This window comes from Persicitalea sp., assembly GCF_041751555.1.
Classification (GTDB): domain Bacteria; phylum Bacteroidota; class Bacteroidia; order Cytophagales; family Spirosomataceae; genus Persicitalea.
In genome coordinates this window covers 1-14,863 of sequence record NZ_JBGSXF010000648.1, presented here as the reverse complement: position 1 = coordinate 14,863, position 14,863 = coordinate 1, and the positions used below count along the sequence as shown (strand labels likewise).

13 protein-coding genes, 1 tRNA gene and 1 pseudogene are annotated in these 14,863 nt (G+C 52.5%); 8 read left to right on the top strand and 7 right to left on the bottom strand.

The window, feature by feature from the left end:
- From ACEW8P_RS22865 to ACEW8P_RS22855, 3 genes are all read left to right on the top strand, one after another.
- Window positions 1–1,008 (top strand): polysaccharide lyase family 8 super-sandwich domain-containing protein (locus tag ACEW8P_RS22865; protein WP_373515385.1); only part of this gene is annotated, 1,008 nt, incomplete at its 5' end.
- Window positions 1,009–1,171: 163 nt separating this feature from the next.
- On the top strand, window positions 1,172–2,437 hold the full coding sequence (gene hflX / locus ACEW8P_RS22860; RefSeq protein ID WP_373515384.1) for a GTPase HflX: 1,266 nt from the start codon (window positions 1,172–1,174) through the stop codon (window positions 2,435–2,437).
- Between the two features lie 54 nt (window positions 2,438–2,491).
- Window positions 2,492–2,563, top strand: a tRNA-Arg gene (locus ACEW8P_RS22855).
- A 99-nt stretch (window positions 2,564–2,662) separates the two neighbouring features.
- On the opposite strand, the gene ACEW8P_RS22850 is transcribed toward ACEW8P_RS22855, so the two are convergent.
- Together ACEW8P_RS22850 and ACEW8P_RS22845 are read right to left on the bottom strand one after the other, a co-directional pair.
- On the bottom strand, window positions 2,663–3,910 hold the full coding sequence (locus ACEW8P_RS22850; protein WP_373515383.1) for an MFS transporter: 1,248 nt from the start codon (window positions 3,908–3,910) through the stop codon (window positions 2,663–2,665).
- 118 nt (window positions 3,911–4,028) lie between these two features.
- Window positions 4,029–4,625: a hypothetical protein gene (locus tag ACEW8P_RS22845; protein ID WP_373515382.1), complete on the bottom strand. Its 597-nt coding sequence runs from the start codon at window positions 4,623–4,625 to the stop codon at window positions 4,029–4,031.
- A gap of 280 nt (window positions 4,626–4,905) precedes the next feature.
- On the opposite strand from ACEW8P_RS22845, the gene ACEW8P_RS22840 reads away from it, so the two are divergent.
- Complete coding sequence (locus ACEW8P_RS22840) at window positions 4,906–5,472, top strand: hypothetical protein (RefSeq protein ID WP_373515381.1); 567 nt, start codon at window positions 4,906–4,908, stop codon at window positions 5,470–5,472.
- A gap of 64 nt (window positions 5,473–5,536) precedes the next feature.
- Here the strand turns inward: ACEW8P_RS22840 and ACEW8P_RS22835 are convergent, their stop codons facing one another.
- Window positions 5,537–6,034, bottom strand: a complete 498-nt coding sequence (locus ACEW8P_RS22835) for a hypothetical protein (RefSeq protein WP_373515380.1) — start codon at window positions 6,032–6,034, stop codon at window positions 5,537–5,539.
- A 203-nt stretch (window positions 6,035–6,237) separates the two neighbouring features.
- On the opposite strand from ACEW8P_RS22835, the gene ACEW8P_RS22830 reads away from it, so the two are divergent.
- From ACEW8P_RS22830 to ACEW8P_RS22815, 4 genes are all read left to right on the top strand, one after another.
- Complete coding sequence (locus ACEW8P_RS22830; protein ID WP_373515379.1) at window positions 6,238–7,167, top strand: hypothetical protein; 930 nt, start codon at window positions 6,238–6,240, stop codon at window positions 7,165–7,167.
- Between the two features lie 15 nt (window positions 7,168–7,182).
- Complete coding sequence (locus ACEW8P_RS22825; protein ID WP_373515378.1) at window positions 7,183–7,950, top strand: enoyl-CoA hydratase/isomerase family protein; 768 nt, start codon at window positions 7,183–7,185, stop codon at window positions 7,948–7,950.
- Window positions 7,951–8,045: 95 nt separating this feature from the next.
- On the top strand, window positions 8,046–8,732 hold the full coding sequence (locus tag ACEW8P_RS22820) for a DUF1080 domain-containing protein (RefSeq protein ID WP_373515377.1): 687 nt from the start codon (window positions 8,046–8,048) through the stop codon (window positions 8,730–8,732).
- A gap of 42 nt (window positions 8,733–8,774) precedes the next feature.
- Window positions 8,775–9,842, top strand: a complete 1,068-nt coding sequence (locus tag ACEW8P_RS22815) for a DUF3500 domain-containing protein (RefSeq protein WP_373515376.1) — start codon at window positions 8,775–8,777, stop codon at window positions 9,840–9,842.
- A 96-nt stretch (window positions 9,843–9,938) separates the two neighbouring features.
- On the opposite strand, the gene ACEW8P_RS22810 is transcribed toward ACEW8P_RS22815, so the two are convergent.
- The 4 genes and pseudogenes from ACEW8P_RS22810 to ACEW8P_RS22795 all read right to left on the bottom strand — a co-directional run.
- On the bottom strand, window positions 9,939–10,967 hold the full coding sequence (locus tag ACEW8P_RS22810; protein ID WP_373515375.1) for a methionine synthase: 1,029 nt from the start codon (window positions 10,965–10,967) through the stop codon (window positions 9,939–9,941).
- A gap of 60 nt (window positions 10,968–11,027) precedes the next feature.
- Window positions 11,028–11,810, bottom strand: a complete 783-nt coding sequence (locus ACEW8P_RS22805; protein WP_373515386.1) for a sugar isomerase domain-containing protein — start codon at window positions 11,808–11,810, stop codon at window positions 11,028–11,030.
- Window positions 11,811–11,888: 78 nt separating this feature from the next.
- Window positions 11,889–14,411, bottom strand: a complete 2,523-nt coding sequence (locus ACEW8P_RS22800; protein WP_373515374.1) for a M1 family metallopeptidase — start codon at window positions 14,409–14,411, stop codon at window positions 11,889–11,891.
- Window positions 14,412–14,536: 125 nt separating this feature from the next.
- Window positions 14,537–14,863 (bottom strand): annotated as a pseudogene (locus ACEW8P_RS22795) (sodium:proton antiporter); the annotation flags it as partial.

The following is a 14,863-nucleotide window of genomic DNA, read 5'->3' as shown; positions in this document are numbered from 1 at the left end:
AACTACCTCATGCTGAAAGGCAATGAGTACCACAACATCTGGCCCGTGTACGACTGGCAAAAGATTTCGGGAACCACGATCTTGCAAAAGCCCCAACTACCCGGCCCCGACGATATTCAAAAGGACGGGTTGACCGATTTTGTGGGTGCAGTAACCGACGGACTGTACGGAGCTGTGGTTTTCGATTTCAAAAGTCCTCACGATCCGCTGGAAGCTAAAAAATCTTGGTTCTTCTTTGACAAGGAGTACGTTTGCCTGGGTGCTGACATCCATGCAAAAACGGATTTCGCGGTAGCCACTACCCTGAATCAGGTGTTGATGCAAGGCGACGTACGCATGATGCAGAACGGCATCCGACAAAGTGCTCCAAAAGGCAACCGGGCGCTTTCGGAAGTGAAGTGGGTGCACCACGACAAAATAGGCTACGTTTTCCCGGAACCAACTACCGTCAGCCTGTCCAATCAAGCCGAAACGGGTAGTTGGGCGGCCATTACCGATGAGAAAAATATCAGCGATGTGGTGGTTAGCGAAGACGTGTTCACGCTATGGTTCGATCACGGCAAAAGGCCGGACGGGGGATCCTATCAGTACATTGTGGTTCCCGACGTGTCGGAGCAGGAGCTGAACGAAACCAGCCGCAACAATCGCTCGATCGAGATTCTTTCCAACACCCCGGCTTTGCAGGCCGTGCGGCAGAGTAAGCTGGGTATCACGCAACTTGCTTTCTATCAGGTCGGAACTGTGGAAATCGAGAAGGGAATAAATGTTCGGCTGGACAGTCCCGGCATGGCTATGCTGAAAATGAAAAATGGCCGAATGAGCGAGTTGACCCTGGCTGACCCTTCCCGAAAGTTGAGTCGCATATTGCTGTCGGTGAGCGGAATTTATAAAACACAAGGTGATAACTACCGCACCGTCGTGGATGAACAGCAGAACCGCACGTTGTTCATCGTGGATCTGCCCCAAGAAGTTTATCTGGGCAAAAGCGTTCACATTAGGGTAGAGTGAGTCGTCAGCCGATTCCAGTAATCAGTAACTATGAGTCAGCGTCCGACTTGCAGAAGGATCGATAGAACTAATCCACTCTGGAAGCGGTTATTTTCTGCTTGCCGAATGCTTTTGCATTCAGGCATTTGTAAGAAATCAACCCAAGACCTAACTACCCAAAATCTTGATAGATAAAAGAGCAACCAACTCCACCGAGAAAAAGCAGGAGACCGCCGTGCTGGTGGCCGTGAGTCCCCAAAAGCAGAGCGTGGCCCAAACTAAGGAGTACCTCGACGAACTGGCTTTCCTGGTTTCAACGCTGGGCGTAGAAACTACCCACACCTTCACGCAAAACCTGGAAAAGCCTGAATCACGAACCTACGTGGGAAGCGGTAAGTTGCAGGAAATCAAAACCTTCATTGCAGCCGAACCCGTGGATATGGTCATTTTTGACGACGACCTTTCGCCCGCTCAGGTGCGCAACCTGGAAGCGGCCTTCGAGGAACACGAGATCAAAGTACTGGATCGCAGTCTGCTGATTCTGGACATCTTCGCGATGCGGGCCAAAACCGCCCAGGCCAAAACGCAGGTCGAACTGGCGCAGTACCAATATGTGTACCCGCGCCTGACCAACATGTGGACCCACCTAAGCAAGCAAAAGGGAGGCGTGGGTATGCGCGGCCCCGGTGAAAAGGAACTCGAAACCGACCGCCGGATTATTAACGACCGCATTTCTCTGTTAAAAGAAAAACTGCGCAAGATCGACCGCCAAAGCACCACGCGCCGCAAGGATCGCGACCGCCTGGTGCGCGTCGCACTCGTGGGATACACCAATGTGGGCAAGTCCACGCTGATGCGCCGCCTGGCCAAAGCCGACGTGTTCGCCGAAAATAAACTATTCGCCACCGTGGACTCGACGGTGCGGAAGGTATCGGTGGGTAATATTCCCTATCTGCTCACGGACACGGTGGGCTTTATACGCAAACTACCTACGACGCTGATCGAATCATTCAAGTCCACACTCGATGAGGTGCGCGAGGCCGATATTCTGGTGCACGTCGTAGATATTTCGCATCCGGGTTTTGAGGAACAGATGGAAGTCGTCAGCACCACGCTGGCCGAGATCGGCGCGGCCGACAAGCCGACGGTCATCGTTTTCAACAAAATAGACCTCTACGAGCAGCCGGAGGAAGTCGAGGAAGCGGAAGACTGGCAGGAAGTGACGGAAGACACCGCCGCAAAGCGGTTGCCGATGCCAGACCTCATCGAGCAACTCCGCAAGAGCTACCACGCCAGCAAGGCCGAGCACGTGGTCTTCGTTTCGGCGGAACACAATGAGAACATGGGCGAACTGCGCCGCCACCTCGCTACCCTTGTCCGCGATAAGCACTTCCTGATCTACCCCAATTGGCTCGACGTGGGCTACTACGACGAAGAATACGCCGAGTAGCGAAGGTTTGGTGAGTCAACGAAAATTATCGAAATTCGCGGCCTAGTCTGGCCTGACCCCGTAGTTCAACGGATAGAATAGAAGTTTCCTAAACTTTAGATGTGGGTTCGATTCCCGCCGGGGTCACTGGTGTTTTTTTAATCTCCTGTCAGGTAAACCTTTACAGGAGATTTTTTCTTTCTAGCCCTCAATATGCGGGTGAAAAGCTACGCGTTTCCAGTGAACTCAACTCAGCCGCACCCCGAACAAATCCCGCGATTTTACATAAATCCACGAAACTACCCCGATGGTGACCACGCCGCCCAGCAGTACCGAAGGCACAGTTCCCATTAACTTCGCTCCCACGCCCGACTCGAAGGCCCCCAACTCGTTAGACGAACTCACGAAAATTCCGTTGACCGCCGCCACGCGGCCTCGCATTTCGTCGGGTGGGTAGATTTGCAAAATCGTCTGCCGGATAATGACACTAACGCTGTCGCAGGAACCCGTCATGAACAGCGCCAAGCAGGAGATCAAAAACGATTCGGAAAGCGCGAAGATGATGGTGAACAGCCCGAAGCCCGCCACTGCTAGTAACATATTGCGCCAGGCCGTGTGCGTGGGCGGATAGTAGGCCATGAAAAACATGGTGAGCAACGCCCCCACCGCCGGGGCGGCCCGCAGCACACCCAATCCTTCCGGCCCAACGTGCAGAATATCTTCGGCAAAAACGGGCAGGATGGCCACCACGCCGCCAAAAAGTACTGAGAATAAATCCAGTGAAATGGCGTAAAGTACGATGCGCGTTTTGAAGACGAAGCTCAATCCCTCCCGTAGTTTTTGCCATAAAGTACCCGCATTGGTCGAGGCCGGAATGGGCTTTTTCCCAATCATAGAAATTAGAAACAGGCACACTACAAAACAGCCAATGGCTACCAACAGCGTATTGGTCAGGCCAACGAAGGCATACAGAAAACCCGCCGCGCCCGGCCCCGTGACCGACCCCGCCTGCCAGAATGAACTACTCCACGTAGAGGAATTGTGATAAATGGCTCGGGGAACCAAAAAAGGCTTCAGAGATGAAGAAGAAGGTGAATAGAACCCTTTGGCCGCACCGATCAGAAAGAAAACCGAATAGACTAGCGCCAACCTTCCCCGTAAAGTATAGTGATCAAAGAAGCCCGGCTGAAAAATGAGGTACAGGATGAACGACGCCACAATAATGACCGAAAGACTAATGCGCAACACGTTGCGCTTGTCAAAGCGGTCGGCTACGTAACCGCCGAAGAGCGACACCATCACGAAGGGAACTACCTCAGCTAAACCGATCAATCCTAACGAGAGCGGGTCATGGGTTAGCTTGTAAAGCTCGTAACCCACGACCACTTCCTGCATTAGGAACCCGACCGTGAACAAAAAGCTGTTGGCGATGAAAAACCGGAATTCGGGATACCGCAAGGCGGCGTAAGGGTCGTTGGCGGGCGGCTGAGTCAAGGTTGGGCGGGAAGAACCGCTAGTAGTATCGGTGAAAAACTTCTGGATTTCCGCGCGCAAAGGTATAGTTCGCGGGTGGAAGATTCCTGAAAACTTTCATCGATAGGCCAATGACTGCTCAGAGATTTACCGGGATTCCGTAGGCGAAGCTCACCCCCACAATGCCCGTTCGGGGTTGCAGGGCGTTGATGTACACGAGCGATATGTCCAGAAATCGTCCGTTCCCCAGCGTGAGGGTGTAGCCCACATTCGGTTCCAAACGAAAGGTGGTACGCATGGTTTCGCTAACCGCCACGTCCACTCCCCCATTGAGATCGACATGCAGCCCTTCCAGAACGGCGGGTATGTAGTAGCGCGCGCCAACCGTTAGAGGCAGGCTGACTCCCTGTGTCTCGTAGTAGTAGAATTGAGTCTGGTACTGGGGCGTGTTGAAGCCCCAGCCCGTGAGGAGATCGTTCCCATACCCCAGGATCGGATACCCCAGTCCGTAGCTGTAGGCGGAGATTTTGTAGTACTCGGCACCAACCTTGGCGGTCAGCGCCAGGTTGGGAGCAATCGGGTACTGGAGTTTGGCGTTCAGGCCCAAGCCGTAGTTCAGCCCATTGCCTTTGACACCGCGCAGCGCGTCCACACCCCCGTAGATGATGGTTTTATCGCTCTGGCAGAAAGCCGCCGTGGTGGCAGCAAACAAAAAGATTATGAGTAGCTTTTTCATGAGAACAAATGTTTAGTCAATCAACATCTGCAAAGGTGCGGTCTAAGCTCCTTGCGGTCAATACTTCATTTGTATGATATTTTTAGAAAAAAGACCAGTTAGCGAAGATGACAAGCATCCTCTCAAAATCTTGACGTAAGAGGAATGTACACGCACTTTTTTTCGTTAGCGTGAAAAATTCCGATCACGTATTTTAATTTGCCCTAAACACAAATAAAAAGCTGCAGTTGACTGTGGCACGAATCAAGCCGAAAGCCGACTGCCGAAAGCCGATCGACCCATGCAAGACATTGAACCATTTTACAATTGGGAAAAACACTACGTAGCCAACCGCGACAAAAAATCGCCCTTTTATGGCCGCGAACCCAATCTGGAATACTACGAACACGACATTTACGGTTACTACATCCACCCGTTCTGGGACGAGATCGGCTCCGAGACGCTGTATGTGAAGGTATTATACGCCGATTATATTAAGAACTACGTGATCATCGAGCTTTTTGGCGAGTGGAACGACGCCCTGCACAACGACATCATGTACTTTAAGCGGCGCGTTGTGGACGAGTTCGTGGCCGTTGGCATCAACCAATTTATTCTGATCGGTGAGAATGTCATGGACTTTCACGGCTCCGAAGATGACTACTACGCCGAGTGGTTCGAGGATATTGAAGATGGTTGGATCGCTGCCGTAAGTTTCCGCGAACACGTGGAGCGCGAATGGCAACGCTTCCGACTCGACTACTATCTCAATTTTGGGGGTACACTACAACTCACCAATTGGCGTACGTTGACGCCCCAGGTGTTTTACGAGATTGTAAAGAGCTTAATGATCAGGAGATTGACTTGATAAAAAAAAGAGGGAAAACCAGCATGGCTTGCCCTTTTTATTTTAAGGATGAAATTCAGTACGATCAATTATCGGTTAGGGCCTTATCGATCGATGCCATCAACTCCTTTATTTCCTTTTCAGCCGTCACGAATCGGTCGTCTGACATGGGTTGCTGGAGTTCAAGGAGATTGGCCTGCAACTTGTCGCGGTCACGTACCAGTTCCTTGCGTTTCTCTACCCATTTGTCGCGGTTGGCTTGTTTGGGGTCGGTCACTTTTGAATCCAACTCGCTTATTTTCTCGTTCAGCGTTCTTTGCCGATTCTTCAATTCGGTCATATATTCTTTTTTGGCGGCTTCCAATTCCTTGGCTGCGTCCGTCAGATCATCCCGAACATCAGCCAGGTCGGAGGTGTCATCAGCACTTCGTATCTCGGCGCGGGCGACATCGGCCTCATTTATGGCGTCGGCTTGTTCTTCAGCGTATTCTTCTTTGCCGTCGCTAGTATTATCGCAGCTTGTCAGAAGCCATCCGGTGGTGATACAAGCGTAAAGGGCGGTAGCGATTACTACTTTTTTCATGTATAGTTGGGTTAGCGTTTAGGGACATTGTTTTCTTGGTAAAATTCTTTCAAAATTAATGCCACCCCGATGAGAGCGAAAGACAAGGCGAATATTGCGCAATAAATTCCTCATCTTTCTCCCACAACTAGCATACGACTGGCTTGCAACCTAATAGCCAACTTCGTACATTTCGCTTTCAACTACCCAACCCTTACTGAATTATGGAAGAAAAACCGAACCCCGCCGCTGAACAAGCTGCCGAATCTCTCGACCACAAGCGTGAAGCCGCCGAAAAGCTCGCCGCCGAAGGCAAAACGATTCCCGTAGATGAGGTAAGCCAGGCGGAAGTAGAAGCCGATAAAGCAGTAAAACACATGGAGAACAAAATCACCGCCGAGGTCAAGCAAGCCAAGGACGATGCGCTCGAAGCGAAAGCCGCCGCTGCTGAAATGGCTAACAGAGTCAAGGCGGAGACGGAGGCTTCGACCGACCAGGTCGCTGAAAAATCAGCCGAAACGAAGGCAGAAGTGATCGAAAAAGCTACCGATGCTAAGGAACCCACGACGGAGAAAGTCGTCGATGCCAAGGCGGAGGCCGAAGCACTCAAAGCTGAGGCCGTCTCGGAAGTGGATGATTTGCAGGCACATGCCGCCGATAGAATCACCGACGCCAAAGTCGAGGCGCAGTCATTGGCCGACAAAGCGACTGGTAGATTCAATGAAGTTAAGGCAGGCGCTTCCGGGCTTGCTGCCGAAGCAAAAGGGAAAATTGAATCTTTATCTGATAAGGCTGCCGAAGAACTAGGCGAGTTGCGGGAAGAAGCCACCAAAAAAGCGGGCGAGGCCAAGTCGAAAATTGAGTCGCTGACCGCCAAGGCCGCTGAGGAAATGGAAGATTTCCGGGAAGATGCCGCAGAAAAAATGGACGAAGTGAAAGAAAAAGCCGCCGAAATCCGCGCCAGAGCCGCCGAGGAATTGGATGAACTCAGAGAAGAAGCAGAGGAAAAACTAGCTGAGACTAAGGAGAAAGTCGCCAAAATTGCCGCCAAAGCCGCCGAGGATTTTGACGACATTAGAGAGGATGCTGCCGAAGCCCTGGAAGCTACGAAGACGAAAGCCAAGGGTTTTTGGGCTCGGCTTTTTGGAAAATGAAAAATCGCTCTCCACTTGGAACCTTACGTTAAAACATTTACCGAAGACCGCGTCGTTACGGTTGAGTTCTTTCATCCGGCGGGCAACGCGCTGCCTGCTAGTTTGCTCGACGAATTGGCGCAAGCTATTCAGCAAGCAGGAGAAGCAGCCGATTCTGCAGTAGTTGTGTTGCGGTCGGGCGGAAATCGGGCCTTCTGCGCCGGGGCCTCGCTCACCGAACTGGCCGCTATCGAAAACGAGGAGAAAGGTGAGTCTTTTTTTCTTGGCTTCGCCAACGTCATAAATGCCATGCGCCTTTGCCCCAAGTTCATCATCGCCCGGACTCAGGGCAAGGCCGTAGGAGGTGGCGTGGGGCTGTTGGCCGCAGCAGACTACTGCCTGTCCACGCACCATGCTGCTATCAAGCTCAGCGAACTGACGGTGGGCATCGGCCCATTTGTCATCGAACCCGCCGTTAGGCGCAAGATTGGCCTGGCAGCTACAAGCCATTTGACGATCAATGCCACCGAATTCAAAACGGCGATTTGGGCTTGGCAGAAGGGACTTTACGACGATGTGCTGGAAACCACCGAAGAATTGGACGAACACGTTGCCAGCATAGCCCAGCAACTCGCTGCCTATGATCCGCAGTCGATGCGTCGGATGAAACAAGTTTTCTGGGAAGGTACCGACCACTGGGATGATTTGCTGCGGCAACGCGCGTCCGTCAGCGGCTCGCTGGTTCGGTCCAAGTTTGCCCAAAAAGCACTGTCGGAGATTTTGTCAAGAATGAAATCGAAATAATATACGTGGGATTCCGTTCGAAAACCCGTGGCTGGATAAAGTATAATCCAGCCACGGGTTTCTTTGGTTAGCCAAACATTTTACAAAAAAAGAAAATGAAGAAAATTAGCTTAATACTGACGATTTGCCTGCTGGCCAGCGCGGCAATGGCGCAAAAAACAGGTAAATGGACAAGCCTGTTTGACGGAAAATCTACCAAAGGCTGGCACGCTTACCGCGCTGACAACGCCAAAAAATGGATGGTGATGAGCGGTGCCCTTATGACGCACGGCGGCAGCGGCGACCTGGTCAGCGATAAAGAATACGGCGATTTCGAAATGGAATTCGATTTCAAAATTCCTCCCAAAGCCAACAGCGGTGTGATTTATAAAGTGGTGGAAGACCCCAAGAACGCCACCTACTTTTCCGGACCCGAATACCAGATTATCGACGACGAGAACTACCCTCCTCTTAATGACGGCGGGAAGATGGTCAAAATCAACGACCGTCAGAAAACGGGGGCCAACTACGATATGCAGGCTCCCGGCAACCTAAAAGCTACGAAACCCGCCGGAGAATGGAACAAAGGCCGCATCAAGATTAAGGATAACCACGTGGAGCACTGGCTCAACGGCGAAAAAGTGGTGGATTACGTCTATGGCTCCGACGATTGGAAGGCGCAACTGGCAAAAAGCAAGTTCAGCAAGTGGGCCTATGCCACGCCCCACGCCCGTGGCAAAATTGCCCTGCAAGACCACGGCGATGAGGTGTGGTTCAAGAACATGCGCATCCGAGAGCTTTGAAACTAGCTGGTACCTCACTTACACTATTACCCCTTCTTATTTATGAGAATTTTCTTAGTTCCTTTATTTCTGCTGATCGGGTGCACGGGTGTTTCCCGACCTGACTCCGCAAATGAGCGCGGCGTTCAAAAAGACGACCTCAACCCGCAAATGACCAGGGCAGTCAGTACTTTTTTGAACACGCTCAACGCCGAACAAAAAGCCGAAGTCGTACACCCGATGGCCGACACTTTGCGTTACAATTGGCACTTCATCCCCCGCGAGCGATTGGGCTTCAACCTCAAACGTATGAGCGAACCGCAACGCCAGGCCGCCATGAATATGGTGGAGGTAGTTATGACGGATAAGGGCTATCAGAAGATAAAGGACATTATCGATCTGGAAAATGTCCTGCGTGTGCTGGAAAATCGTCCGCCCAATGACACCCGCCGCGACCCCGAAAACTACGCTTTCCTGGTGTTCGGCGATCCCGCCACCAAAGATCCCTGGGGCTGGCGCATGGAGGGGCACCACATCTCGATTCACTACACCTCGGTGGGCGGACACATTTCGTTCACGCCCAGTTTTCTGGGGAGCAACCCCGGCCACGTCCTTCTCGACGTGCCGCAGAAGGGCAAGCGCGTGCTGGGCGAGGAGGAAGATATGGGCTACGAACTGCTGAATTCGTTAGACGCCGACCAGAGCAAGCGAGCGATCCTGGCTCCTAAAGCACCTTACGAGATTTTCTCGGTCAACCAGCGGCAGGTGACGGGCCTCGATAAGGATAAGTTTGAGGGGGTTTCTATGAAAGACATGACTGCTGCACAGCAAAGGATTTTCAAGAATCTCATCGCTCTCTACCTCGACCGCTACCACGTCACGCTCAAAAACCAGCAGATGAAACAATTGGAGAAAGCGGGCATGGATAACCTGTACTTTGCCTGGATGGGCGATACCAAATTAGAAATGGGCAAAGACAAGGGACACTACTACCGAATTCACGGCCCGACGATCCTGATCGAGTTCGACAATACCCAAAACGATGCCAATCACATCCATACCGTCGTGCGCGACCTGACGGACGATTTTTCGGAGGATTTACTCAAAGCGCATTATGCGAAGTCGCATTAAAAAGCTATATAAAGTACCTAGTTTTAGGAAAAATCCCGCTCAGACGCATGAGCGGGATTTTCTTTTGCTTCCGCTTAGACGCGATGAATCGCGTCTCTACAATCCTTCGCGCATTAGCTTTGCGCCGTCGCACATCGCTTTCAATTTTAATTTCGTTGCCCAGCGGGCGGTTTGGCTTAAGCCGCAGTCGGGGGCCACGGCCAGTTTCTCGGCGGGTACATAGGGAAGTACTTTGCGAATGCGTTCGGCCACGTCCTCGGCGGATTCGATGTAGTAGCTCTTCACGTCGATCACGCCCACGGCCACGTCGAACTTCTCGGCGAAGCGTTCCAGCAATTTCACCTCGGCGAAGTTCAGAATCGTCATTTCCGAGTGCAGTTCGTCCACAGTCATATCCATGAAGTCGGGCAGCATAGGGGCGATGGTCTTCTTGCCCACCGAGCGGCCCTTGTAGTTGCCGAAGCAAAGGTGCATCGACAGCCGTGTTTTGCCCACACCCGGCGCGACGGTGCGGTTAAAAATATCTACGAAACGCTTGGTGTCCTCGCGGTAGGCGTAGCAACTCATCGAAGGCTCGTCCACGCAGATTTCGGGACAGCCCAGGGCCACCAAATCAGCGATTTCCTGCCTCACCAGGGGCAGAATAGCTTCGGTTATTTCCCAGCGATCTTTATAAAAACTACCCGGATTGAGCCGCCCGGCCAGCGTGTAGGGGCCGGGAATGGACATCTTCAACCCCTGCCCTATGGGTGCCAGTCGTTTCAGTCGCTTGTATTCCTCCACTACACCCAGGCCACCGGGGGCTGTGAGCGGTGCCACGATGCTGTTTTTGCCGCGCTGGTCGTGAGCGGGCGGGCCATATTTACGGGTTTCGGAGGCATCGTTTTCGATGCCTTTAATGAAGCCGTAAAACGACAGGTTGAAATCGAGGCGCGTTTGCTCCCCATCGGTGATGACATCCAGCCCGGCGGCAACCTGGTCATGGATGGCGGCGATGACGGCGTCGTCGATCATTTCGCTGAGGTCGGCGGGGCCAAGTTTGTCTAGGTTCAGGCTGGCAAATTCGAGCCAACCGGGGAAGGGCAAAGAACCTACGACGGTAGTTTTGATGGGTACGGGCTGCATTGTTTTAGTTGAGAATGGAAAGTTGGGAACGCTTATACTACAAAATCGCTTTACAGCTTTTCATTTATTACCCACATTTTCATAAAGTTTGGCCAGGCGGTGGGCGTGTTCGTCGTAGGCGGACTCGAAGAGTTCGACGGCTTTTTGTGCGCCAACTACCACGCCCGCGCTGAGTACTTTTGGAGGTTGTCCGGCCTCTGTGAGCAATCGGGCCACTTCGGCCTTGATGCAATTAACCAGCATCGCGCCACCAATAGTGCTACCTGGCGCGACAGGCGTATCGAGGTCGGGTATCTTCACCATCGCATCGCCGACAGGTGCACCCGTATCGAGAATCAAGTCAGCGAAGTCGCTCAGTTTTTGACCATCAGCGCGTTTGGACGTACTTTGTTCGGAGTGCGCGCGGGTGATCAAAGCTACGACTTTCACACCGCTTTTCTGGAATAACTCCGCCATTTCGATGGGCACGACATTGCAGCCGCTCGACGAAATGACCAGGGCGGAATCTTGTTCCGACAGGTCGAAGTTACGCAGGATGCGATCGGCCAGGCCGGGGACATTCTCCAAAAACATCGCCTGCCGCTGCCCGTTGGCTCCCACTACCAGGTTATGAAAGGTCAGCGAAAGCTCTACGATCGGGTTGAAACCGGGAAAAGAACCGTAGCGCGGCCACATCTCCTCAACCATGATACGGCTGTGGCCGCTACCAAAGACGTGAACCATGCGCCCCGCCAGAATGCTATCGGCAAACCAGCGAGCGGCGGTTTGAATTTCGGTCTTTTGGCTTTCGACGGTGTCGGTAATCGAGCGGCATCTAGCTAGGTAGTCTTGGATGGGATCCATCTTGGAGTTCATGAGTTCATGAGTTTAAAGTCTATGAGTCTATGAGTAGATACTTATCACAGGAGTTTTTGGATGAACTCAATTCACAATCCGCTCAGCGCGAAAAAGGTTGTCGGCGGCTTGCAGGAGTTTGGCTTTCAGGCGTGGGTTGTAGTTGGGGTGTTCTTGCAGGAAAGCGCGGACGATGCGCTCGGCTTCGGTCGATTGGTAGGAACCCAGCGTCGCACTCAGCCAGGCCGACGGAAAAAAGATGTCGCCTGTTTTTTGGATTTCTTCCAATAAATCCAAACTGGGACGCAGGTACTTTTGGGAAGTTTCGGCTCGCAGCGGATGGTGCAAATAATTGAGCGCCGCCGCTACCCACGATTCGTGTTCGCGGTTCTTTCCTTGTTTCAAAGAAGCAAAAAATTCGTCCCTTTCAGCCACATCTGCCGACAAGGCGGGCATCATAAATTCCAGCCGCTTTTTCCGGTCGGGATTTTTGATGCGGATCAGTTGTTGTTCCAGGATGTTTTTTGAAGAAACATCAGCCGTCGCGTAGTCGCGCACGGCCAGCGTCAAGGCCAGTGACGTGTAGTCGTCTTCGGTGAGCGTGACGCCCGGCGGGGCTTGCTGGGTGCGCCATATTTCGTAAAGGCGATCCTTGGCTTCCGGGCTGAGGGCGGTACTTTGGTAAAGCTTGAAGATGATTTTTTTCTTGTTTCCATCCTCTACTCGCGTCATGGCTTCCCATACTTTCCCTTCCAGGTACTCACTCCATTCGGCTCGTTCGGCGGGCTTCATGAATTGCCAGAAAATGTCGGAAAGCTGTTCGGTGATCAAGTCCAGGCTTAGCTCCTCAGTTTCCCTGGGCAACATTTTAAGGTATAGATCGGCCAACAGCAACGGGGGGATTCCCGGATTTTTGTTGAGCATATTTTCGTAAAAAGTAATGTAGGCCGAAGTTCGCATCAGCGGGTCGGTGACTAGGTCGGGTAGTTGCACGATCAGGCTCCGATTCATGGGAAACAGCCCGTAGCCCTGCCCCGAGGAATTGAACAAAATGTTGAGTGGCATGTCCAAATCAACTACCTCTGGAACCAGCACCGTGTCGGCGTTCATGTGAATGGTCAATTCCACTACCCGGTCGCGGTAGAGAAGGGCGATCTCGAAGTACTGCGGCCAAATCCGGTCGAATTCATCCTCGCTTTGCTGCGTAATAACTAGTTTATCGATCTTGCCCGCCGAGCCTTCGAGACTGTACCCAAAGCGAGGCCGCCCCGTTTCCTCGACCCATACCTTATTCCAGGCGGCGAGGTCGGTGGGCGTATAGGGGTCAAGTATCGCGATCAGGTCGGGCCAGGTAGCGTTGCTGTAGGCGTACTTTTTCAGGTACTTGCGCAGGCCGTCGCGCAGGGCGTCTGGCCCCATGAGGCGTTCGAGTTGGCGCATCATGATCGGGGCCTTGTGGTAGATGATTGGCCCGTACATCGTCCCGGCCTGGTTCAGGTTATCGAGCGGCTGACCGATGGCATTGGGGCCTTCGGTGCGATCCACGCCGTAGGCCGTCGGGAAGTGCGAAATCAGGAATTCGAGTTCGTAGTTGCTCAATGGCTGGGCCACTTTCGCAATTTTGTCGGCCATAAAATTGGCGAAAACTTCCTTCATCCAGACATCATTAAACCAGCGCATCGTTACTAAATCGCCGAACCACATGTGGGCCGTTTCGTGGGCGAGCAGTTTGATACGGCTCATTTTCTGGTTGCGCGTCGCGCCTTTATCCAGGAATAAGCTCGCCGCCTTGTACTGAATCGCCCCCGCGTGTTCCATACCGCCATACTGAAAATCGGGAATAGCCGCGAAATCGAATTTTTGGAAAGGGTACTTTACCTGCGTATAGTCTTCCATGAAACCTAGCGCGTCGTTGTGCGTTTCAAAAATCGGGTCGAGGCTAAGCCGGATTTTTGACGTGTCCGTCTCGCGGTGGTACAGCGTCATTTCGCGTCCGCCGAGCGTCCGCGTCACGGGATCGAACTTTCCGGCCACGAAGGAGAAAAGATACGTTGGCAACAAGTCGGTAGGTTTGAAATAGAAGGACTTCTGCATCTTCGAGATCAGGCTGTCACGCATGGGCGCATTGGAAACAGCGGTCCAGTCGGCGGGGACTGTCAGCATCAATTCGAAAGTTGCCTTTAAATCCGGCTGGTCGAAACAGGGGAATATCGTGCGGGCGCGGTCGGGAACGAGCAGCGTGTAGAGGTACTCATCGTTGCGGTTCAGGGAAAGATCCCCGGCTGTGAACTCGATGGCGATTTTATTCTTGCCTTTCCTCAAAAACTCTGCCCCAATCTGGATGTGCTCTTTCTCGAAGATAATGGGTACTCTCTTATCGTTGACCGAAATAGTCTCGATATGATCGCGGTTTTCCTTAAAATCCAGGGAAAGCGGGTTGGGGTTCTTCTGCCAATGAAAGGATATGGTTTCACTAGCGGGAATGGGACTATCCTTCTGGGGAGGAATGTCAAATGATAGCTGGTAGGAGATGTCGCTTATCGTCTGCTTCCGAACCTGAGCAAGTTCTTCCGAAACGCCTTCTTGTAAAACAACTGAATCAACGGGCATCCGGTGGCAGGAAAAGCACAGAAGTGCTATCAGAAGGCACAAAGGGGCAGAGGGACAAAGGCACAAAGTGAGAGTAGTTGAGGGCAAATGCACAGTTTAGTATTTGTCAGCGTCCAATTCGCAAGTTACGGCCCCTTGGCGGGTAAGTCAACTTCTTCGGCGGGTTGTCCGGCAAATTTTTCTTCAATTTTTTCCATGCTGATGGCCGCTGTGAAGCCGTGGGTGAGCAGCGAAACTACCACTGTGAAAGCCGCTATTGCCCAGATCTCGCGGGCATTTTCGAACTTCGCTTCGGACAGCGCGAACGAAAGGTAAAAGAACGAGCCGATGCCTTTGATTCCAAAAAACGACACAGCACCTCTCTGGAGCGGGTGCAAATCCGTCCCCAGCAAACCCAAATAACCCGCCACAGGCCGCACGGCGAAGACGAATACCAGCCCCAAAACTACCAT

Coding starts and splice junctions, on each gene's coding strand:
- ACEW8P_RS22845 (WP_373515382.1), bottom strand. CDS start 4,625: ATGAAAAAGCTACTCATAATCTTTTTGTTTGCTGCCACCACGGCGGCT.
- ACEW8P_RS22840 (WP_373515381.1), top strand. CDS start 4,906: ATGCAAGACATTGAACCATTTTACAATTGGGAAAAACACTACGTAGCC.
- ACEW8P_RS22835 (WP_373515380.1), bottom strand. CDS start 6,034: ATGAAAAAAGTAGTAATCGCTACCGCCCTTTACGCTTGTATCACCACC.
- ACEW8P_RS22830 (WP_373515379.1), top strand. CDS start 6,238: ATGGAAGAAAAACCGAACCCCGCCGCTGAACAAGCTGCCGAATCTCTC.
- ACEW8P_RS22820 (WP_373515377.1), top strand. CDS start 8,046: ATGAAGAAAATTAGCTTAATACTGACGATTTGCCTGCTGGCCAGCGCG.
- ACEW8P_RS22815 (WP_373515376.1), top strand. CDS start 8,775: ATGAGAATTTTCTTAGTTCCTTTATTTCTGCTGATCGGGTGCACGGGT.
- ACEW8P_RS22810 (WP_373515375.1), bottom strand. CDS start 10,967: ATGCAGCCCGTACCCATCAAAACTACCGTCGTAGGTTCTTTGCCCTTC.
- ACEW8P_RS22805 (WP_373515386.1), bottom strand. CDS start 11,810: ATGGATCCCATCCAAGACTACCTAGCTAGATGCCGCTCGATTACCGAC.
- ACEW8P_RS22800 (WP_373515374.1), bottom strand. CDS start 14,411: ATGCCCGTTGATTCAGTTGTTTTACAAGAAGGCGTTTCGGAAGAACTT.